Below are 19,858 nucleotides of genomic sequence, written 5' to 3' on the forward strand. Positions count from 1 at the left end.
TCGCGTCGCGCAAAGGCCCAAGAGCCTTCCCGGCGCGCGGCGGCACGTTTGGCGGACCTGTGCGGACGGGCGAGCCCGTGGAGCGGCGGCGACACGTCGGAGCCGGCGTGTCGCCGAAGATGGGGATTACCCTCGGGCAGCTATGCCGACTGGGGGATGATGTTGATCATGTCGTCCTCCGTGGGCTGCGTCGCGGACTTCAGCGTCAGCGCCTGATCCGGCTCGACGGATCGCGTGCGCGTGCGCGGCTCCAACGACACCGTCTCGCCCGTGTCCAGCGACCGCGCCACCGCCTCGAGAACCCGCATGTCGAGAAGCCCCTCCTCGCCGTCCGCTTCCGGATGACTGTCGTTGAGGATGCAATCGGAGAAGTATTCCGTCTCGTTGCCGAACTGCTCGACCGGGTCGAAGCGGTGCTCGGTCTCCCCATCCTCGGTCTTCTCGACGTAAGCGATGCCGACCTTCGGCCCGAACATGAAGCACGGCGAGGCGTGGATGCTGGCGTTCCGGCCCACCAGGGTAAAGGACTCGGACGGGGCGGTTGCGTAACTGACGGTGAACTGCGCCAGCCGCTCTCCCGGGAAGCGCAGCGTCACCGCCACCGTGTCGTGGAAGTTGAAGCCGCGGCTCGGCGTCTTGGTGCCGACAGCATGGACGGCGACCGGCTCCTCGCCGAACAGGTTGCGCACCGCGTTCAAGGGATAGGTGCCCATGTCCGGCACGGGACCGCCCCAGTAGCCGTTGTGACCGCGCGAGTTCTCCTCGCGCACGTTCTGGGCGAAGGTCGAGGTGAAGTATCGCAACTCGCCGAACTCCCCCTTCCGGACTCGGGTGATCATCTCGACCGTGCCCGGCTCATGGTGGAGGCGGTACGCGATCATCAGCTTGGCACCTCCCTTGCGCTGCGCGGCGAGGATCGCCGTGGCCTTCTCGACGCTCGAAGCCATCGGCTTCTCGAGCAGGACATGGATGCCCGCCTCGAGCGCAGGAACGGCATGGTCGCGGTGGAGGAAGTTCGGCGTCGCGACGTAGACGGCGTCGATCTCGCCGGACGCCAGCAGTTCGCCGTATTGCTCGTAGCTCCAGGCCTTGATGCCGTAATGCCCCGCCAGTTTCTCGGCCTTCACGGGGTCTCCCGTCACGAGAGCGGCCAGTTCCGAATTCCCGGTGCGCCCGATGCCGGGCATGAACGCCTGCTGCGAGATCTGTCCCCCGCCGACGACAGCTTAGCGAACCTTCTTCCTGCTTCCGAACATGATGCCTTCCCGTGTTTCGTCGCGGTCGAGCCGCGTCGAGGTCGCAAGGCCTGGGAAGCCTGAATGTTCCCCTCCGCATGTGGGCGGCGGCGGCAAAGCCGTCGTCCGGGAGGTCGAGAAGCGCTTCGTCCGCATCGACCGAGGCCATCCGAAAATGCCCCTTCCGAGCTGCTCCAGAAAGATTGCCGTCCTCCCGAAAGCGGACATCGCCTAGGCTGCGTTGGCAGCCAATCCGCCGGATCGGGGGTCATGCCAACGCTTCTCTTCATCAGCCACCCCGAGGTCGTCGTCGATCCCGCCACGCCGGTCGAACGATGGTCCCTCAGTCCAGCGGGCGTCGAGCGCATGCGCGCCTTCTCGCAGTCCCCGGTTGTGTCGGGTGTCCGATCGATCTGGTGCAGCACGGAAACGAAGGCGATCGAAGCCGCCGACATTCTCGCCGGGGCTCTCGGGCTCGGGGTTGGCCTGTCGCAGGACCTTGGCGAAAACGACCGCAGCGCGACCGGCTTCCTTCCCCCTGACGAGTTCGAGAGCGTCGCCGATGCGTTCTTCGCATCCCCCGCCGACAGCGTTCGCGGATGGGAGCGGGCCGTCGACGCGCAGGCCCGCGTCCGACGAGCCGTCGCCCGGATCGCAAACGATCACGAGGAAGGCGATCTGGCCATCGTCGCGCACGGCGCCGTCGGCACGCTGCTGTTCTGCGCCTTATCGGACACGCCGATTGCGCGCTCCGTCGACCAACCCTTCCAGGGGCATTTCTGGATCGCATCCCTTCCCTCGCTCGAACCGGTCGAGGGATGGATGCCGATTGCCCCCCGCATCTGACCGTTCGCCGATCCACCGAGACCGCGTGGACCTGGCGAACCGGTTTCGACGCAGGTCCGCGGTTCGCATGTGCCTCTGCGTCGCTCTCGACGCACATGCCGCCGATGGTGTGGGAGGATCGACTACAAAGCTCGCGCGACCGACGACCGCCATACGAGCGATGCCTCGAACACGCGATCCGCCGTCCCCTCGACGATCCCGTCCGCGACGATCCGCACCGTCCAGTCGGTGATGTCCTCGACGGGTTGCGCGAAGGTCGTCAGATCATACGACGCCCAGCCTGCCTGTTCGATGTCGTCGAAGCCGATCACCCCGACCTCGTCGGGTACGCGGCGACGGAAGCGATGGCGAACGGCGTCCATGACCCCGCAGGCTAGAAGGTCGGTTACGGCGAAGACGGCATCGGGCGGATCATCGGATGAGAACAGCGCCGTCCCTCCCTGAAGTCCGCTCTCGTACGCCGTCGCGCCGCCTTCCCACACCGTGACGTCGGCCCCGGCCTCGGCGGCGGTGGCGATAAAGCACTCTCGCCGGGCCAAGAGGCTCGGAGTTCCGATCCCCGAAGTGACAAGGGCAAAACGCTTGTAGCCGGCCCGAACGAAGAGCGTCGCGGCCGTTCGGGCAGCGCGGGCGTTGTCGACCGAAAGGTTGACCGTGCCGGGCAGGTGATCGTTCCGGTTGAGAAGCACGAGGCGCTGGCCGCTGTCGAGGCAGCTTTGTGCGATCGAGCGGTAGGGTGTGCCGGAGAGAACGACGGTCGCATCGGCGCGATAGTTGAGCGTCTGGCGCAGCGCCCCCTCGACATTGCCGGAGGCCCTGCCGGCGTTCAGCACCATCACGACCTTGCCGGCCTCCTGAAGCGATCGGGACAGGCTTTCGAGCAGTCGCGACAGGTAAGGCGTCTGGATGTCGGCGACGACGAGGCAGACGATCCCCGTCTGCTGGCGCATCAGCCCTCGCGCCAGATGGTTCACGTGATAGCCGAGTTCGGCCGCGGCCGCCTCGACCTTGGCGCGCGTGTCCGGCGAGATGCTCGCACCCGGCGTGAAGGCGCGAGACACGGCGGAACGAGACACACCGGCCAGCCGTGCCACCTCCTGCGCGCTTGCAAAGGCGGGTCCGCCCCCTCGGCCATGCGTCGTCCTGCTCAGAGCCTCGATCTCCCTTTGCATCCCCGTGCACCGGCTTTCCATGCAACCATGGCACTCCACTCCGCGGTTGACAATTCGGTACGTCCAGTTGAGCTTGCACAGCAGTGCAAAGATGCTCACGATGCTGGGAGGCTCGACCATGCGCACCAAACTTCTCGTCACGACCATTCTCTTCGGCGCGCTGGCAGCCGCCCTACCCGCCCGCGCCGCCGGAACGCTGAATCTCGTCTGCGCCGCCGACGTGAAGTGGTGCGAGCTGATGGAGCGGGAGTTCGAGGCGAGCCACGACATCGACGTCAACATGGTCCGCATGAGTTCGGGCGAGGCTTACGCGCGCCTGCGTGCCGAGGCCCGCAATCCGAAGACCGACATCTGGTGGGCGGGCACGGGAGACCCGCATCTGCAGGCGGCCGACGACAACCTGACGCTGGAATACAAGTCGCCGATGCTGGACCAGCTCCAGCCCTGGGCACAGAAACAGGCGGAGGTTTCCGGCTACAAGACGGTCGGCGTCTACTCCGGCGCGCTCGGCTGGGGCTACAACACGCAGATCCTGGAGAAGAAGGGCCTCGCTGCACCCGCCTGCTGGAAGGACCTCACCGACGCCAAGTACAAGGGCGAGATCCAGATCGCCAACCCGAACTCGTCCGGCACCGCCTACACGGCGCTCGCCACACTCGTCCAGCTCATGGGCGAGGACGAGGCCTTCGCCTACCAGAAGGCGTTGAACGCCAATATCACGCAGTACACCAAGTCCGGCTCCGCACCGGTGAAGGCGGCGGCGCGCGGCGAGACCGGCATCGGCATCGTCTTCATGCACGATGCCGTCGCCATGACCAAGCAGGGCTTCCCGGTTGAGACCGTCGCCCCTTGCGAAGGCACCGGCTTCGAGGTCGGATCGATGTCGATCGTCAAGGGCGCCAAGAACCTCGAGAACGCCAAGGTCTTCTACGACTGGGCGCTGTCGCCCGAGGTGCAGTCGAAGGCTGCCGAGGCCGACAGCTTCCAGCTGCCGTCCAACAAGAGCGCGACCGTGCCGCCCGAAGCGCCCAAGCTCGATGACATCAAGCTGATCGACTACGACTTCGCCAAGTACGGCAATGCCGAGACCCGCAAGGCGCTGCTCGAACGCTGGGACCGCGAGATCGGCGCCGCCGCCAACTGATCCAGCCTCGGCGGGCGCCGCATCGGTGCCCGCCATCCCCAGCATCCGGGAGGATCCGTCGATGGATTCGCGCGTTCGCCGTCTCGATGGGGCCTTGGCTCTCGCCCTCGTCGCTTTCGCCGTCCTGCCCTGGTACGGGCTCGAGGGTGGCCTCTGGTCGCTCGGCTGGGCGCAGGACTGGCCGCTTTCGCCGGACGCGGCGCCGGGCCTTCTTCAGATCGGCCTTCGCTCCGTTTTTTGGCTCGTGCCGCTCGGCCTCGCGATCGCCGCGGCCGTGGCGCTGCGCTTCGTCCCGCCCGGCGAGCGGCGGGGCCGATGGCTGGCTGCCGTCGGCGGCACCGGTCTCGCCCTCCTGATCACCGAAGGTCTGGCTGTCGGATACGGTGGCTGGAACTGGAGCGGCTGGGAGTCCCTGTTCGGCCCTCTGGAAGACGGCCAGCCGCCGTTCGGCCTCGGCGCCTTCGCTCTGGCTCTGGCGTTCCTTCTGTTTCTGACCTTCGGTCTGGCTGAGCGTGGACGCCTGCGCGGCGACGCGTTCGTGCTGTCGGCCATCGCGCTGGTGGTCGCGCTTGTCACCGCCTTCGTGCTGTACCCGCTCGCCAGCCTGTTTGTGGGCGCCTTCCAGGCCCTCGACGGATCCTTCGACGCCTCGAGCTTCCTCGCCAACATCCAGGATCCCTCGATCTGGTCGCTCGCCTGTCTGGCGGGCACGGGCAGTTGCGGCCTCGCCTGGCGCACGGTGACGCTCGCGATCTGCACGGGCCTCGGCACGACGATCCTCGGCCTTGCCTTCGCGCTCGTCGCCACGCGCACGGCCTTTCCCTTCAAGCGCCTGCTGCGCCTTCTCACCATCCTCCCCATCATCACGCCGCCCTTCGTGATCGGCCTCGCCCTGATCCTCCTGTTCGGCCGCTCCGGCGTCGTCACGCAGGGGCTTCTCACCCTGACCGGCCTCGATGGCGGACGCTGGCTCTACGGCCTTCCCGGCATCTGGATCGCGCAGATGCTGAGCTTCACGCCGATCGCCTTCATGGTGCTGATCGGCGTGATGGAGGGCATCAGCCCGGCGATGGAGGAAGCGGCGCAAACCATGCGGGCCAACCGCTGGCGCACGTTCTGGACCGTCACGTTCCCCCTGATGCGTCCGGGCCTCGCCAACGCCTTTCTCGTCGGCTTCATCGAGAGCATGGCCGACTTCGGCAACCCGCTGGTGCTCGGCGGCAGCCACGGCGTCCTGTCGACCGAAATCTTCTTTGCCGTCGTCGGCGCGCAGAACGATCCGGCCCGCGCCGCCGTCCTCGCGCTCGTCCTCCTCGGCTTCACCCTCTCCGCCTTCTTCCTTCAGCGCGTCTGGCTGCGTGGGCGCAGCTATACGACGGTCACCGGCAAGGGCGATTCCGGCCGCCATGTGCCCCTCGATCCGAAGCTGCGGGCCGTCGTGGTGGGGGCGGTCTCGATCTGGGTGTTCTTCACGCTCACCGTCTACGCGATGATCGTCGCCGGCAGCTTCGTGCGCACGCTCGGCCTCGACAACACGCTGACGCTCGAACACTACGCCAAGGCCTTTTCGGTCTCGGCCGAAGACACCGGCCTTCGCTGGACGGGCGTTGCGTGGGATTCGTTCTGGACGACGATGGAGATCGCGCTGATCGCCGCGCCGCTCACCGCCCTCGTCGGCCTCCTGTCGGCCTATCTCCTGGTGCGCCAGCGCTTTGCCGGCCGGGAGGCGCTGGAATTCATGCTGATGCTGTCCTTCGCCATCCCCGGCACGGTGATCGGCGTGTCCTACGTCCTCGCCTTCAACCTGCCGCCGATCGAGATGACCGGGACGGCGCTGATCCTCGTGATCTGCTTCGTGTTCCGCAACATGCCGGTCGGCGTGCGGGGTGGCATCGCGGCGATGAGTCAGCTCGACCGGAGCCTCGACGAGGCCTCGCTGACGCTGGGCGCCAACTCCTTCACGACGCTTCGCCGCGTCGTGCTGCCGCTGCTCAAGCCCGCCATCGTTGCAGCGCTGGTCTATTCGTTCGTGCGCTCGATCACCTCGATCAGCGCCGTCATCTTCCTCGTCAGCGCCCAGTACAACATGGCGACCTCCTACATCGTCGGCCTCACCGAAAACGGCGAATACGGCGTCGCCATCGCCTACTCCACCATGCTGATCGTCGTCATGATCTGCGTGATCGCGCTGTTCCAACTCGCGGTGGGCAAGCGCACGCTGCGGCGCGAGACCCGCAACGTCGCGCCGGCCGCCGCAGCCTCGGCGACCGCCGTCACGCTCTCGAAGGAGTCGCCCGCATGAGCCAGCCCGCCGCACGCAAGGGATCCGTCCGCTTCGAAGCCGTCGAGAAGCGTTTCGGGTCGGTCGTCGCCATCCGTTCGCTCTCCTTCGACATCGAGCCGGGAACGCTGGTGACGCTGCTCGGCCCCTCCGGCTGCGGCAAGACCACGACGCTGCGCATGCTGGCAGGCCTCGAACAGCCGACCGCCGGGCGCATCCTAATCGGCGGCCGGGACGTCACCAACCTTCCCGCCAACGAGCGCGACGTCTCGATGGTGTTTCAGTCCTACGCCCTCTTCCCGCACATGAGCGTCGGCGAGAACGTCGCCTACGGCCTACGGTCGGGCGGCAGCTCCAAACGCGAAGCGCTGGAGCGAGGAAAGGAGGGTCTCGCGCTCGTCGGTCTGGCGGGCTTTGCCGACCGTCTGCCGAGCGAACTGTCCGGTGGCCAGCAACAGCGCGTGGCCGTGGCGCGCGCTCTGGTGCTGGAGCCGCAGGTGCTGCTTCTCGACGAGCCGCTGTCCAATCTCGACGCGCGTCTGCGCCGCCATGTGCGCACCGAGATCCGCGAGCTGCAGCAGCGCCTCGGCTTCACCGCCGTCTACGTGACGCACGACCAGGAAGAGGCGCTGGCTGTCTCCGACCGGATCGTCGTGATGCAGGCCGGAGAGATCGCGCAGGCGGGTACGCCGCGAGAGCTTTACGAGACGCCGGCCTCCTCCTTCATCGCGGATTTCATCGGCGAGGCGAATGTCGTCCCTTGCGAGGTCGCAAGGCGCTTGGACGGTGGACTGGAGGCCAGGCTCGGCGGCCTGCGCCATCCGATCCGGATGCCGGCCGCGCGCGAAGGCGCAGCGAAGCTCGCGATCCGCCCGAATGCGATGATCATCGGCGAGCCTCGTCCCGATCGCCTGGACGGGCGTGTCGCCAGCGCCGCCTATCTCGGCGACCACATCGAATACGAGGTCGAGACGGCGCACGGCCGCCTCTTCGTCGTCGACACCGCGATCGAGAACGTGCGCCCCGTTGCCAGCGATATCGGCATCGGCCTGCATGAGCGCGGCGTCGCACTGATCCCTGCCTGAGAGAGCTTATGTCTGACACGATCGAACACGCCGATACCGCGGTCGCAGATCGCCAGAGGCTCGCCGAAGCCATCGCCCGCGAGGGCGGGCGCATCGCGCTCGGCTATTTCCGCGACCGCTCGCGCCTGACGATCGACCAGAAGACGAGCGGTCAGGACGTCGTCTCGATCGCCGACAAGGAGGTGGAGACGCTGCTGCGCGAGCGCATCGCGGCACGCTTCCCCGACGACGGCCTGCTCGGCGAGGAATACGGTCTTCAGGAGGGGACGTCCGGTTTTCGCTGGGTGATGGACCCGATCGACGGAACCAGCCCCTTCGTGTTCGGCATCCCCGCCTGGTGCGTATCGATCGCGATCATGCGGGGCGAGGCGATCGTGGCCGGCGTCATCTACGCGCCCACCACCGACGAGCTCTACTCCGCCCGGCGCGGCGCCGGCACGACGCTGAACGGCCATCGCGTCCAGGTCGCCGAGGCCGCAACGCTCCAGACCGGCATCCTCGGCCTCGGCGCCAACCACCGCGTTCCCAGCAAGGTCGTCTCGGGCGTCATCGAGCAGCTTCTCGACGAGGGCGGCATGTTCGTGCGCAACGGGTCCGGCGCGCTGATGCTGGCCTATGTCGCGGCGGGACGTTTGGTGGGCTACTGGGAGCCGCACATGAACGCCTGGGACTGCTATGCCGGGTTTTTGCTGGTCGAGGAGGCCGGCGGCTGGTTCTCCGATCCGTCGAGCTGGGTTCGCATGATCGACGGCGGCGCCGTCGTCGCAGGTTGCCCCGGCGTGAAGGCGGACCTCCTGCGCATCGTCGAGGCACACGCCGTCTGAACAGGAGGGGCCGGCTCGCAGAGCCTCGCGCCCCCTTGTTCCCTTCATCGTCCGGCCGATCCGTCGATCGAGACCCCAGCGAGCGTGGCAGCGTCGCCGCGCTTGGCGCGGGTCGGATGCGGCCACGAAGCAAAGGCGAGCGGCACGTCGTTTCTCGCCCGGCCTCTCGTCACTCGGTCGCGAAGTCGAGCACGCGGCTTTCGGCGAGAAGGCCCTTCTCGTCCATGATCGGATGCGCGACCGAGACGATATGAGCGTTGATGCGTTTCAGGTCGCGCAGGATGTCGAGATGGAGCGAGCTCGTCTGGAGGCTTGCCGCATGGCCCTCACGCAGGCGCTGGAGATGACGCTCGGCGGACTGGCGCTCGAGCACCCGCACCTCGACTTTGATGCTCATCAGACGGCGCGCCAGCGTCATGTCGCGGGTCACGAAGATCGTCTGGGCGATGCGCAGGTTCTCGATCGTCAGCTCGAACAGCTTGTCGAGCTCGCGGTATCCGGCGTCCGAGAAGCGCAGGCCGTTCGTCACGATCTTGCTGACCTGCTCCAATAGCCCCTTTTCGATGATGTCGCCGATGTGCTCGAGATTGATGGCGTAGTCGACGATCACCATCGCCTTGGCGCCGTCCTCGGCGCTTCCCCCCTCCTGGCCGAGCTTCGACAGGTAGAGCTTGACCTCCTGCTGCAAGCTGTCGACCCCCCGCTCCAGCGTCGGGATGTCCTGCAGCGGCGACAGGTCTCGGCGCCGGAACGCGTCGAGAACCTGCACGAGCATGCGCTCGATGAGGTCGCCGACGCCCAGCACCTCGCGCGTGGCGCTGGTGAGGGCGACGAGCGGCGTGGAAAGCTCCGTCGGGTCGAGGAATTTCGGCACCGTCCCGGTCTTCGGCCCGTCCGGCACGAGGCGCCGCATCGCATCGGACACGAGCCCGGCGAAAGGCCATGCGAGGGCGGCGAGCGCGAGGTTGAAGGCGAGATGCGCGTCCACCGGCAGCTTGTCCTGCGGAAGCGGAAGGAGGGCGAGAAGCGCACCCGCCTGATCGGCGATCGGCAGCGCCAGGAGACAGCCGGCCGCCCGCACGGCGAGATTGCCGAGGACGACCCGGCGCGCGGCCGCGCCCGCACCGAGCGAGGCGACGACGGGCGGGATCGCGCCGCCGAGATTGGCGCCGAGCACCAGCGCGACGACGAGGCCGGGCGACAGGACGCCGGTTCCCGCGATCGACAGGACGAGCACCACGATCGCCAGACTCGACGAGGCGACGAAGGCGAGCGTCGCCGCGATGATGAGGGCCACCGGCCAGGCATCGTCGAGAAGGCCGATGAAGGCGGCGAGCGCGGGCGAGGCGCGCAGCGGCTCCGTCGCGGCCCCCATGAGATGCAGCGACAGGAGCATCAGGCCGATGCCCGTCAGCGCAGCGCCCGCCCCCTGGCGCGCCGTGCCCCGGCCGCGCTGGAGGACGACGCCGGACAGGACCAGGAGCGGCGAAAGCCAGACGATGCCGGCGGCCACGATCCAGGCGGTGACGGCCGTGCCGACATTGGCGCCGAGGAGCACGATCTGCGCCATGCGCGGGCGCACCAGCCCGCGCTCGACGAAGGAGGAGACCATCAGGGCCGTCGCGGTGGAGCTCTGCAGCGCGATCGTGGCCGTGAGGCCCGACAGGAAGGACCGCCAGGACCCGTTGGTGCCGGCCGCCAGCCCCGTGCGCAACTGGGCGCCGAAGGCACGCGAGACGCCCTGCTTCACCTGCGCCAGGCCGAACAGGAGCAACGCGACGGCGCCGGCCAGATTGATCATGACGATGGTGGACTGCATGCGCCCCGTCCTGTTCGAGATCCGTTCCCCGCCTCAGCTCGCTCGCGCGAGGCCAGGTGTCCGATCGGCCGACGTCCCGTCCGCCCGCGCGATCGACTGACCCAGCACCTGAAGAAAAAATTCGAGAAAGGCGCCGATCGGCGTCTGGCGCTCGTCCGGAGGCCCAAGGACCGTCAAGGCTCGGTAGAGTGCCAGGCGTTCGGGGGCAATGTAAGGCAGCGCCCGATCCTGCGCATGGCGCAGGACGTACCAGTCCGCCACGAAATCCTCAGCCGTGCACCGGGCGGAAGCCGGGCTTGGGGGAACGGGCCAACCGGCGGCCCGGAAAACATCCTCGACGCCGGCACCCGCGAACGTCGTTGCGATCTCCGGCGGCCATTCCTTCGGGAAGTAGCGGTGCGTCACGAGTGCCCGCGCATGCTCGTAGAGAAATGCGCCGAGGTCGGGGGCGTCGAAGGCGGCATGGGGCGCCTCGCCCGTCAGCGCTGCCTCGCGGCGGTAAAGCGCGGCGAGCCGCGGGTCCAGCGGGCAGCCGGACAGGTCGACCGTCTCCATCGCGCCGCCCGAGGGATCGAGCACCCCGAAGGCCGGCGGAAAGGCGACCGGCGAAGGCACGGCGACGTTGACGAGCCGCCGCCCCCCGACGCCCCGCGAGGTCTCGCCGGCGACGTGCATGTGGCCGCTGTAATGGCGCGTCATCCCCGCCTCGACCAGCCGGCGCGCGACCGCCATGCCCGGCGTGCGTCGGGCCACGTTGGTCTCGCCGAAGAGCGCGCGCTCGGCGTCGAGATTGTCGCCGAACGGGTCCACGACGGGATAATGCGAGAAGCAGAGAAGCGACTTGCCGAGACTGTTCGCCCGCCGATGTACGTCGGCGATCCAGTCGATCAGGAAGGGCTTCAGGCGCAGGACCGCGTTCCAGCCGGCATTGGTGCTGTCGATGAAGCCGTCCTCCCGCGTGAGGTCGCTCGCGCCGCTTCGCGGCTCGAAGACGTTGGCGTCGATCATCAGGAGCCAGAGCCCGTCTTCCGGCTCGACGAGATAGGAGGCGTCCATCAGCGAGACCCGCGTTGCCCCATCGGCGGATGCGACCTCGTAGCGGCGGCCCTGCGGATCGTCGGATGAGCCGAACGGCGTTTCCCAGTGGAGATCAGCGGACTGGCGGAAGAAGCCGTGGCTCGCCATCGGTCGCAGCGCCTCCGGGTAGCCCTCGCAATACATGGCCGGCGAGACGACCGCACCCGGCTCGGCGGCGGGGTCGCTGGTGACGAGAACCGCCTCCCCATCGGCGCGTAAGAACCGTTTCGACTGGTGGCGACCATGGAGGGCATAGGCGTCGTGGTTTCCGGGAAGCGCGAAGAAGCGCAGGCCGTGCCGCTCGCGGTAGCCCGCCAGAAGGGTCGTGACGGAAGCGACCGTCCGGCGCTGTCCGTCGTCGCTGTAGTCGCCCAGCAGCACCACGAGCCGGATGCCGCGCGCGACCACCTCGTCGAGCGCATGCGTCAAGGCGAGCGCGCTCTCGTTGAAGACGCGTGTCGAGGCGCGCGTGTCCGCCCAACTGCGCACCGTCAGCCGCCGCCCGTCGACCTCGGCGCCGTCAAAGCCGTAGTCGCCTTCTACGTCGTGATAGTGGGCATCCGCGACCACGGCGACGGGCGGTAGGGCGGCCGGCTTCATGCCTTGGCGCCCTCGATCAGGTCGATCCAGTCGGAAGCCTTGCGGGCCGCGTCGTAGAGCATGGGCTTGGGCGTCTCGAACCATTCGTCGGGCCTCAGCTCGCGCTTGTCGCGGATATGGGCGACGGCGGCGTCCAGCGTTGGGAAGCGGTCCGGCTGCTGGCGGTGGAGATAGAGGGCGACGAGCGAGACCGAGCGGCTGCGCCCGCTGCGGCAATTGACGAGGACGTTGCCGCCGTCGGGATAGGGATAGGTCTCGCGCCTCGGCAGTCTCTGATGCAGTGCCCCGTGCAGGATGTAGTAGGCGCCGAGCATCATCGTGTCCGGGCTGCCGCCGCCGTCGATCATGCCGAGCTTGTAGTAGCGGATGTCGGAAAAGCCGGTGGCGCAGAGATCGCCCTCTTCCGGGTTGGCGGGACGGCGCACGAAGTTGACGTCGAGATTGACCGCGCAGTTGACGACGATGCCGATGCCGTGGGCGCGCAGCAGCGACAGATCCCGCGCGCCTTCGAGGCCGCCGATGTAGAGCTTGCTATCGAAGGGGCCGAGCCCTTCGGTGATGAGGCTGATCGCCGGGCGGGCGTAGACGGGTGCGTCCATGTCGGTTCCTTTCGGGCGAAGGGATGCCCCTCGCCCCGTCGTGCGGTCAGGCGGCGTCGACGTGGCGCGTGAGCGTCGTCACGGGCCGGGCGATGCCGCCCGTCGCGGGGTCGAACACCATGACGCCGGCCGGATCGAGTTCCAGCCAGACCTTGCGGCTCGGCCACGCCTCCACGAAACGTGGGATGAGGGCGGTCATCGCCGTCCCGCGCGCCGAGAGCGAGAGGATGGTCTGCGAGCCCGTCGGCTGCACGACGTCGACCTCGGCCGGCAGCGTGTTGGCGGTCGGCCGGTCGTGCAGCGTCAGCCGCTCGGGGCGGATCGCGACGCGCACGGGACCCGCCGTTTGGGCCAGCATGTAGGGTAGCACGATCTCGGTTTCGCGCAGGCGCAGGACGCTGCGCCCGTCGCGCTCGAAGAGTTCGCCGTCCAGGAGATTGACGCGGGGATCGCCGATGAACTCGGCGACGAAGAGATTGGCGGGCTGGTGGTAGATCTCGTAGGGGCTGCCGATCTGCTGGATCACCCCGTCCTTCATCACCACGATGATGTCGGACATGGTCAGCGCCTCGACCTGGTCATGCGTGACGTAGATCGTGGTGGCGCCGAGATCTCGCGACAGGCGCTTCAGCTCGGTGCGCATCTCGGTGCGCAGCACCGCGTCGAGATTCGACAGCGGCTCGTCCATGAGAAGGATCGCGTTGCGCGCGGCGATCAGCCGGGCGACGGCGACGCGCTGCTGCTGGCCGCCCGACAATTCGGACGGGAAGCGCTCGCCGCAGCCCTGGAGCTGGACCTTCTGCAGCGCCTCGGCCAGCCGCTCGGAAATCTCGGCCTTGGGCCGCCCCGCCTGCGACAGCGCGAGCGTGATGTTGCGGTCCACCTTCATGTTGGGCCAGAGCGCGTAGCTCTGGAAGATGAAGCCGAGGCCGCGCTTTTCCGGCGGCACGAAATGGCCGGTCTCGCCGGAATAGACGGTTCGCCCGCCGAGCGAGAGTTCGCCCGACGAGGGCTGTTCGAGCCCGGCGATGATGCGCAGCGTCGTCGTCTTGCCGCAGCCGGAGGGCCCGAGCAGCGTGACGAACTTGCCCTTCGGGATCTCCAGGTCGAGCGGGGGAATGGCGAGATGGCCGCCGTAGGATTTGGTGATGCCCTTCAGGGTGACTTCGCTCATGGTCTTCTCCCAGGATCGGCTAGAGGGGGTCGTCTGGCGCGGACGCCGCTGGGACCGGGCGGCGCGGCCCGGTCCCAGCGCGTCGGTCAGTTGCTCGTCTCGTAGATCCAGAAGTCGTTGACGGCGGCGACGTTGTCGCGCTGGAACTCGGCCGAGCCGAAGATCTTGCGCACCTCCGGCCAGTTCTCGCCGCCCGGGGGCAGCGGAACGTCGGTGCGCGGCGAGAAGGTGCCGACCTTGAAATAGCTCGCCAGTCCCTGGAGCTTCTGGAGGCTCTCGCCCTCGCGATAGGGCTTGTCGAGCCTCGTCTCGCGCGTCAGGTCCTTCGGCCCCATCTGGAAGGCGATGAAGAGCTTGGCGGCGTTGGGGTGCGGCGCGCGGCCGGCGATCCCGACATAGGTGGAATAGGCGTAGACCCCCGCCGGATCGACGTCGGTGAGGATCTCGTTGGCATAGTCGTCGCTGGCGTTCTTGCCGATGTAGTGCATCGAGGAGAAGGTGATGGGCGGGCTGGACTGACCCTTCAGACCGGAGGCCGTCGCCAGCTTCGAGCCGGAATCGTAGATCACGAGGTCGTTCTGCAGCAGGCGGTGCAGGAACTCGTAGCCTGCGTTCTCGCTGCCGTCCGACAGCTCGATCGGCTTGCCGGCATGCTTCTCGTAGGCCGCGGCGAAGTCGTCCGCATGCTCGACGATTGAGGTGAGGAGCGCGAGCGAGGTCAGCGAGCCGAGCGGGCTCTTCATCGCGAACCGCTTGTTCCAGTCCGGCTCGGTGAGCTGCCAGACGTTGGTGATGGGCGGTGCGTCCTTGTAGGTGTCGGCATTGTACATGAGGGTCGTCGCCTCGACGACGTGGGTGAGCAGCGGCTCGCGCAACTCCTGCGGGATCTTGTCCACGAGGTAGCGCGGCACGTAGTTCACCACCCGACCGTTCGGCACCATGTCGAAGAACATCTGGGCGGTGCCGGCGGTGTTCACGACGTCCACCGCGTAGACGCCGGCCTGGTGCTCGCGCACCACCTTCTCAATCGTCTTCTCCGAGCCGAGGTCATAGGCGTTGACCTTGATCTCCGGATAGAATTTGCGGAAATCCTCGGCGAGCGCGTTCACGCCGGAGGACGACGAGTAGATCGTGACCTCGCCCTCCTCCTTGGCCTTGCGGATGATCTCGTCCCAGTTCTCCTCCGCCGGCTGGTCGGCGCCGAGTTCGGCGCTCTTCAGCCAGGCCTCGAACTCTGCCCCTTGGGCCAGGGCCGGCGATGCGGTCAGGACCGCAAGGGCAAGCGTCGCCAGTGATATGCGAAGGCGCGTCATCGTCGTTTCCTCCCTTGTTTCGAGACCGCCTCCTCAAGCGAATCCCATCTTCGTGTTCTTGAAGACCAGCCGGAACAACAGGTTGCAGCCGACCACGAGGCCGACGAGCAGGAGCGTCGCGGCGCCGATCAGCTGGGGCACGTCGTCCGTCTGGTAGGTGTAGATCACGCTGGCGAGCACGGCCGTCGACGGCGTGACGAGAAGGATGATGAGGGACAACTCGCGCATCGTACCGATGAAGGAGAGCAGCATGCCGGACACGAGGCCGGAGGCGGCGAGCGGGGCGATGATGCGCCGGATCCGGCCGAACCAGCCGATGCCCTGGACGCGCGCCGACTCCTCCAGAGACTTGTCGATCTGCAGCATGGCGGCGATGCCGGTGCGCGAGGTGTAGGGCAGGTTCTTGACCGCCGCGATCAGGACCAGCAGCGCGAAGGTTCCGTAGAGCGCCGGGATCGGGCCGACGGGCTTGGAGAACATGCCGATATAGATCGCCCCGAAGGCCACGGCCGGGAAGATGTACGGCAGGAAGGCCGCCATCTCGAGGGCGCGCGAGGACAGGGTGCCGCGCGTGCGCACTACGACATAGCCGATCAGGAAGCCGAGGACGCCCGTGGCGAGCGCGGTGAAGAAGGCGAGGCGCAGGCTGTTCCAGGCGGCATTCAGGATCTGCGGGTTCTGGAAGACGCCGGCATAAAGCGCGTTCACCCCGCCCCGCTCGCCGATCCAGTAGTGCAGCGTCAGGTTGGTGAGGTCGTAGTTGCCCGCCGTGCGCGACAGCGACTGGAGCACGAGGAGCCCGAGCGGCAGGACCACCGTCGCGCACATCAGGAGGACGACGAGGCCGAAGACCAGCCAGCGGGCGCGCCCGAGATCGATCTCGCGCCGACGGAAGCCCTTGCCGGACATGGTCACGAAGCTCTTGCGCACGCCGATCATGCGCTGGTTGATCCAGATGAAGAGCACCGCCATGACGACGAGGACGAGCGCCAGGAGATAGCCGTCGCCGACATTGCGCGAGCCGATGGCGGCGTAGATCTGGGTCGGCAGCACGAAGTAGCGGATCGGCATGCCGAGCACCGCGGGCGTTCCGAAGGAGCCGATGACGCGGATGAAGGTCATCACCACGGCCGACCCGACGGCGGGCAGCACGAGCGGCATGGTGATCGAGACGAACTGCCGGAAGCGCGACATGCCGGCGATCGCCCCCGCTTCCTCCAGTTGGCTGTCCACGGTGGAGAGCGAGCCGGAGATGATGAGGAAGCCGTAGACGTAGTAGTGCAGCGACAGGCAGATGATGATCGGCACGGCGCCGAAGGCGAGCCAGTCGGGCGGCTGGACGCCGAAGAGATAGACGAAGACGCCGGACGCGCCGCCGATGCGGTCGTTCTTGAAGAAGGTCACCCAGGCGAGCGCCATAACCCAGGACGGCAGCATGTAGGGCAGGACGACCGCCGTGTTGACGAACTCGCGGAACGGCACGTTGGTGCGCACCACGACCCATGCGAGGACCCCGCCGAGCGTCAGGCAGATCGCGGTGGCGCCGAAGGCGGTGATCAGCGAGTTGAAGAAGGGCTTTTAGAAGAGCGCCCAGGACATGCGCCCGGAAAAGACGCGCTCGTAGTGAAACCAAGTCAGCTCGCCGGGCTGCCGGCCCGGCAGATAGGCCGCGTCGTACGGCTGGACGGTCACCGTCTCGCGCACCAGCTGGAACAGCGGCACGATGACGAGTAGGCCGAGGACGACCGCCAGCACCAGCGCGATCAGGCGTTCGGGCGCCGTGAAGAAACGGGCCACGCGGCGTGCGTGCCGTCCGTCGGGGCCGCGACGCCCCCTCCCCTCGACATGTTCGACCGTGACCATGCTTTTCCTCCCAGACGGCGTGGACGAGCCGTGTTCCTCCCGAGCCGGGGCGTCGTTGCCCCGGCCGCCGCCCTCAGGCGGCTTCCGTCTCCATGCCGATGCGCAGGTTCGGAGCCAGCGGAATGCCGGCGGCGGCGGAAACCGCCTCGGCGACACCGGGGGCGGCCGCCAGGACCGGCCCGCCATCCTGCAGCGAGCCGAGTTCGAGATAGGGGCAGACCCGACCGCCGGCTTCGGCGACGATCAGGAGGCCGGGCACGCAGTCCCAGGCGTTCATGTGCAGCTCGGCATAGCCGTCCGACCGTCCGTCGGCGACATAGGCGAGCCCCAGCGCGCCGGACGCGCCGCGCCGCACGTTCGCCCCCTTCTCCAGAAGCTTCGCCGTCACAGCGAGATAGGCTTCGTTGGGAACGCGCGTGGACCAGCCGAGCTCGACCGAGGCCGCCTCGAAGCTGCGCGTCGACGCGCAGGCGATCGGCCGGCCGTTGCGCGTGGCGCCCCCGCCTGCCTGCGCGAAGTGCAACTCGTCGAGCGCCGGATTGTAGATCGCGCCGAACCGCGGCACGCCGCCTTCGAGATAGCCGATCGAGATGCAGAAATGGGGAATGCGCCGGGCGAAGTTCGCCGTGCCGTCGATCGGATCGACCACCCAGACCCGATCGAGGATCTCGCCGCCGCCCTCCTCCCCAAAGAAGCCGTCGCCGGGAAAGGCGCCTGCGATCACGGAGCGGATGTGGGCTTCCGATGCGGCATCGGTCTCGGTCAGGAAGTCCTGCGGCCCCTTCATCGAGAAGGCGGCGACATCGGAGCGGAAGGCGGCGAGCACCAGCGCGCCGGCCGAGCGGATGACGTCGTGGCAGAGCCGGACGCGGCCGCCGAGATCGTCGGAGTACGGCGCTTTGGATTTCATGACATCCCCCGGTCTTGCACACGTGTGCACAATTGCACACGTGTTCATTGACGGCAACAGCCTTTTCAACGCTGGGTTATTCTTGATGCCTTGAGCATGAGAGGAAGGCGGCCGCGGTGACCGTTCAGGCTGGAACGGCTTCGGCCATCACCCGCGCCGTGGCGCGCTCGATCAAGGTCACCGGGATGGTGCGGATGGTCGCCTGCTCCGCGGTGTGGTCGAGCGCGGCAAGCACCGCATCCGTCAGGGCCTCGAACGGTTGGGCGACCGTCGTCAGCCGGTAACTCGCCCAGGATGCCTGCGGAATGTCGTCGAAGCCGATCACCGACACGTCTTCCGGCACGCGGCGGCCGAGATCGTGGCGCGCGGCGTCGAGGAAGCCGAGGGCCAGAAGATCGGTGACGCAGAAGACGCCGTCGATCGAAGGGTCGGCCAGGACTGAATGAGCGGCAGCGGCGCCCGTCTCGTAGCTCGTCACCGAACCCTCCCAGACCGCGGTCTCGACGCCCCGCTCGGCCATCACGCGTATGAAGGTCTCGGCACGGCGCGTCTGGGTCGGCGTGCGGCTGCCGCTGCGCACCACGGCCGCCTTGCGGCACCCGCCCGCGAGAAGACGCTCGGCGACCAGCGTGCTGCCGTGGACATCGTCGCTGAGGATCATGTCGGTGTCCGAGCGATCGAGAAGCCGGTTGATGACGATGAGCTTCACCCCGTTGGCGAGGCACTCCTCGACGATGGAGGACGGCGGCTCCCCGGACAGGACGACGATGGCGCGGGCCCGAAATTCGAAGATCAGGTCGATGAGCGGGGCGATGTCGCTGCGCGCATCGGCGGCGTTGAGCAGAAGACATTGCTGGCCGCGGCGCAGGAGCGCGAGGCTCAGCATGTCGAGCTGCTTGGCGATGAAGGGCGAGGACAGGTTGGCGCCCACGACCCCCACGAGGTTGGAGCTCGAGTTGTTGAGCGTCTGTGCCAGCCGGTTGACCCGGTAGCCGAGCGCCTGCGCCGCCGCCAGAACCTTCTCGCGCACCTCGTTCGAGACGCTTGCGCCCTCGGTGAACGTCCGGGACACCGCCGACCGAGACACACCCGCCCGGCGGGCGACGTCGGAGGCAGTGACGAATGGCTTGGCCATGATGGAAGGTGCGGTTCTGAGCTTTCGAATGAGCCGACCTCTAACTGTCCGCCGAGAAATGGACAATCCGAAGGCTTGTGCTTTCGCGCGGGACGGCGGCTCGAAGGCATCGCGCGGACGAGGTTCCGGCGATGGAACCGGTTGCTCCGATGAAAATCGATGGCAAGGCTGGTCGGCTTGTGGCCCAGAACCAGCCGCACCGCCCCCTCGCGGACCTCAGGCGAAGACTTGTTCGTCGTTCGGCTCGCCCTGGCTCCATCCTCTTGAGAAGTTGGAGCCTCCGGCAAACCCGACGGGGTCGAGACAAGGGGTGGCCGACGTCGTGGAACGTTCGCCGACACGAAAGCTTACCTGATAGAGCCTCGATCACGGGGCGAGGATCTCGACATGCCTCCGACCGATCGCGCGTCCGCAACGCAGCACCACCCGGACCCTTCCGAACGCACCGACGTGTTCTGGTCCTCGGGCAGCCGCGGCGGGATTCACAAAGGAAGGATGCAGTTCAAATCGTTCCCGAGCCTGGATGAAGCGGTCGATTTCGTCCGCCTGAAGACGGCGGGGTCGAAGACATCTCTCATGTATACGATCGACACGGGCGAGCGCAGCTTGGAGGGCGCCGAGTTGAACGCGCTTCTTCTGGCGGGAGACAAGCCTTAGATCGTCTTCCAACGAAGATAATGTTTGCTATCGGGCGAGATAGCTCTATCCTTATTCGTAGAGCGTCGAAGACTACCAGTCGCCGGGACGTTCGACCGGGCTTTCGCCTCCAGGGGTGCCTTCT

17 protein-coding genes and 1 pseudogene are annotated in these 19,858 nt (G+C 67.5%); 6 read left to right on the forward strand and 12 right to left on the reverse strand.

What is annotated here, in order from left to right; genetic code table 11:
• Positions 1 to 140 precede the first annotated feature (140 nt).
• Both ASF65_RS05185 and ASF65_RS22235 read right to left on the reverse strand, forming a co-directional pair.
• Positions 141 to 881: a Gfo/Idh/MocA family oxidoreductase gene (locus ASF65_RS05185; protein ID WP_348271165.1), complete on the reverse strand. Its 741-nt coding sequence runs from the start codon at positions 879 to 881 to the stop codon at positions 141 to 143.
• Positions 882 to 1,214 (reverse strand): annotated as a pseudogene (locus tag ASF65_RS22235) (Gfo/Idh/MocA family oxidoreductase); the annotation flags it as partial.
• A gap of 105 nt (positions 1,215 to 1,319) precedes the next feature.
• Here ASF65_RS22235 and ASF65_RS05190 point away from each other — a divergent pair.
• Positions 1,320 to 2,081, forward strand: a complete 762-nt coding sequence (locus ASF65_RS05190; RefSeq protein ID WP_244486563.1) for a histidine phosphatase family protein — start codon at positions 1,320 to 1,322, stop codon at positions 2,079 to 2,081.
• Between the two features lie 122 nt (positions 2,082 to 2,203).
• Here the strand turns inward: ASF65_RS05190 and ASF65_RS05195 are convergent, their stop codons facing one another.
• Positions 2,204 to 3,373 carry a LacI family DNA-binding transcriptional regulator gene (locus ASF65_RS05195; protein WP_244486567.1) on the reverse strand — a complete coding sequence of 390 codons (1,170 nt, stop codon included), beginning with the start codon at positions 3,371 to 3,373 and terminating at the stop codon, positions 2,204 to 2,206.
• Here ASF65_RS05195 and ASF65_RS05200 point away from each other — a divergent pair.
• The 4 genes from ASF65_RS05200 (at position 3,372) to ASF65_RS05215 (ending at position 8,587) form a co-directional block, all read left to right on the forward strand.
• A complete protein-coding gene (locus ASF65_RS05200) occupies positions 3,372 to 4,397 on the forward strand; it encodes an ABC transporter substrate-binding protein (protein ID WP_055886352.1) in 1,026 nt (341 codons plus the stop codon). The genes ASF65_RS05195 and ASF65_RS05200 overlap by 2 nt on opposite strands.
• A 61-nt stretch (positions 4,398 to 4,458) precedes the next feature.
• Positions 4,459 to 6,699 carry an iron ABC transporter permease gene (locus ASF65_RS05205; protein WP_055886194.1) on the forward strand — a complete coding sequence of 747 codons (2,241 nt, stop codon included), beginning with the start codon at positions 4,459 to 4,461 and terminating at the stop codon, positions 6,697 to 6,699.
• A complete protein-coding gene (locus tag ASF65_RS05210; protein ID WP_055886197.1) occupies positions 6,696 to 7,763 on the forward strand; it encodes an ABC transporter ATP-binding protein in 1,068 nt (355 codons plus the stop codon). Before ASF65_RS05205 ends, ASF65_RS05210 begins: the two co-directional genes overlap by 4 nt.
• An 8-nt stretch (positions 7,764 to 7,771) precedes the next feature.
• Positions 7,772 to 8,587 (forward strand): inositol monophosphatase, encoded by an 816-nt coding sequence (locus ASF65_RS05215; RefSeq protein ID WP_055886199.1) that lies wholly within the window; start codon positions 7,772 to 7,774, stop codon positions 8,585 to 8,587.
• A 169-nt stretch (positions 8,588 to 8,756) separates the two neighbouring features.
• On the opposite strand, the gene ASF65_RS05220 is transcribed toward ASF65_RS05215, so the two are convergent.
• The 9 genes from ASF65_RS05220 to ASF65_RS05255 form a co-directional block, all read right to left on the reverse strand.
• The gene (locus ASF65_RS05220; RefSeq protein WP_055886202.1) at positions 8,757 to 10,406 is read right to left on the reverse strand and encodes a Na/Pi cotransporter family protein; all 1,650 of its coding nucleotides are present in this window, start codon (positions 10,404 to 10,406) and stop codon (positions 8,757 to 8,759) included.
• A 33-nt stretch (positions 10,407 to 10,439) separates the two neighbouring features.
• The gene (locus tag ASF65_RS05225) at positions 10,440 to 12,083 is read right to left on the reverse strand and encodes a metallophosphoesterase (RefSeq protein ID WP_055886204.1); all 1,644 of its coding nucleotides are present in this window, start codon (positions 12,081 to 12,083) and stop codon (positions 10,440 to 10,442) included.
• Positions 12,080 to 12,682, reverse strand: a complete 603-nt coding sequence (locus ASF65_RS05230) for a dual specificity protein phosphatase (RefSeq protein ID WP_055886207.1) — start codon at positions 12,680 to 12,682, stop codon at positions 12,080 to 12,082. The genes ASF65_RS05225 and ASF65_RS05230 overlap by 4 nt, the downstream gene beginning before the upstream one ends.
• Positions 12,683 to 12,728: 46 nt before the next feature.
• Positions 12,729 to 13,856 (reverse strand): ABC transporter ATP-binding protein, encoded by a 1,128-nt coding sequence (locus tag ASF65_RS05235; RefSeq protein WP_055886209.1) that lies wholly within the window; start codon positions 13,854 to 13,856, stop codon positions 12,729 to 12,731.
• Positions 13,857 to 13,942: 86 nt separating this feature from the next.
• A complete protein-coding gene (locus tag ASF65_RS05240) occupies positions 13,943 to 15,169 on the reverse strand; it encodes a substrate-binding domain-containing protein (RefSeq protein ID WP_055886212.1) in 1,227 nt (408 codons plus the stop codon).
• A 33-nt stretch (positions 15,170 to 15,202) separates the two neighbouring features.
• Positions 15,203 to 16,729: an iron ABC transporter permease gene (locus tag ASF65_RS05245; RefSeq protein ID WP_348271166.1), complete on the reverse strand. Its 1,527-nt coding sequence runs from the start codon at positions 16,727 to 16,729 to the stop codon at positions 15,203 to 15,205.
• Positions 16,730 to 16,747: 18 nt separating this feature from the next.
• The gene (locus ASF65_RS21970) at positions 16,748 to 17,032 is read right to left on the reverse strand and encodes a hypothetical protein (protein ID WP_244486565.1); all 285 of its coding nucleotides are present in this window, start codon (positions 17,030 to 17,032) and stop codon (positions 16,748 to 16,750) included.
• A gap of 73 nt (positions 17,033 to 17,105) precedes the next feature.
• On the reverse strand, positions 17,106 to 17,942 hold the full coding sequence (locus tag ASF65_RS05250) for an inositol monophosphatase (RefSeq protein WP_055886215.1): 837 nt from the start codon (positions 17,940 to 17,942) through the stop codon (positions 17,106 to 17,108).
• A gap of 124 nt (positions 17,943 to 18,066) precedes the next feature.
• The gene (locus ASF65_RS05255; protein WP_055886217.1) at positions 18,067 to 19,077 is read right to left on the reverse strand and encodes a LacI family DNA-binding transcriptional regulator; all 1,011 of its coding nucleotides are present in this window, start codon (positions 19,075 to 19,077) and stop codon (positions 18,067 to 18,069) included.
• Between the two features lie 387 nt (positions 19,078 to 19,464).
• Between ASF65_RS05255 and ASF65_RS05260 the strand changes: the two genes are divergently transcribed.
• Positions 19,465 to 19,734, forward strand: a complete 270-nt coding sequence (locus ASF65_RS05260; RefSeq protein WP_055886221.1) for a hypothetical protein — start codon at positions 19,465 to 19,467, stop codon at positions 19,732 to 19,734.
• Positions 19,735 to 19,858: the final 124 nt, after the last annotated feature.

The organism is Aureimonas sp. Leaf324, from assembly GCF_001423245.1.
GTDB lineage: Bacteria > Pseudomonadota > Alphaproteobacteria > Rhizobiales > Rhizobiaceae > Aureimonas.

Excerpts from the sequence above, each read along its gene's own strand:
- ASF65_RS05195 (WP_244486567.1), bottom strand. The coding sequence starts at position 3,373 with ATGGTCGAGCCTCCCAGCATCGTGAGCATCTTTGCACTGCTGTGCAAG.
- ASF65_RS21970 (WP_244486565.1), bottom strand. The coding sequence starts at position 17,032 with ATGGTCACGGTCGAACATGTCGAGGGGAGGGGGCGTCGCGGCCCCGAC.
- ASF65_RS05250 (WP_055886215.1), bottom strand. The coding sequence starts at position 17,942 with ATGAAATCCAAAGCGCCGTACTCCGACGATCTCGGCGGCCGCGTCCGG.
- ASF65_RS05235 (WP_055886209.1), bottom strand. The coding sequence starts at position 13,856 with ATGAGCGAAGTCACCCTGAAGGGCATCACCAAATCCTACGGCGGCCAT.
- ASF65_RS05190 (WP_244486563.1), top strand. The coding sequence starts at position 1,320 with ATGTTCCCCTCCGCATGTGGGCGGCGGCGGCAAAGCCGTCGTCCGGGA.
- ASF65_RS05225 (WP_055886204.1), bottom strand. The coding sequence starts at position 12,083 with ATGAAGCCGGCCGCCCTACCGCCCGTCGCCGTGGTCGCGGATGCCCAC.
- ASF65_RS05205 (WP_055886194.1), top strand. The coding sequence starts at position 4,459 with ATGGATTCGCGCGTTCGCCGTCTCGATGGGGCCTTGGCTCTCGCCCTC.
- ASF65_RS05260 (WP_055886221.1), top strand. The coding sequence starts at position 19,465 with ATGCCTCCGACCGATCGCGCGTCCGCAACGCAGCACCACCCGGACCCT.
- ASF65_RS05255 (WP_055886217.1), bottom strand. The coding sequence starts at position 19,077 with ATGGCCAAGCCATTCGTCACTGCCTCCGACGTCGCCCGCCGGGCGGGT.
- ASF65_RS05230 (WP_055886207.1), bottom strand. The coding sequence starts at position 12,682 with ATGGACGCACCCGTCTACGCCCGCCCGGCGATCAGCCTCATCACCGAA.
- ASF65_RS05200 (WP_055886352.1), top strand. The coding sequence starts at position 3,372 with ATGCGCACCAAACTTCTCGTCACGACCATTCTCTTCGGCGCGCTGGCA.
- ASF65_RS05220 (WP_055886202.1), bottom strand. The coding sequence starts at position 10,406 with ATGCAGTCCACCATCGTCATGATCAATCTGGCCGGCGCCGTCGCGTTG.
- ASF65_RS05240 (WP_055886212.1), bottom strand. The coding sequence starts at position 15,169 with ATGACGCGCCTTCGCATATCACTGGCGACGCTTGCCCTTGCGGTCCTG.
- ASF65_RS05185 (WP_348271165.1), bottom strand. The coding sequence starts at position 881 with ATGATCGCGTACCGCCTCCACCATGAGCCGGGCACGGTCGAGATGATC.
- ASF65_RS05215 (WP_055886199.1), top strand. The coding sequence starts at position 7,772 with ATGTCTGACACGATCGAACACGCCGATACCGCGGTCGCAGATCGCCAG.
- ASF65_RS05210 (WP_055886197.1), top strand. The coding sequence starts at position 6,696 with ATGAGCCAGCCCGCCGCACGCAAGGGATCCGTCCGCTTCGAAGCCGTC.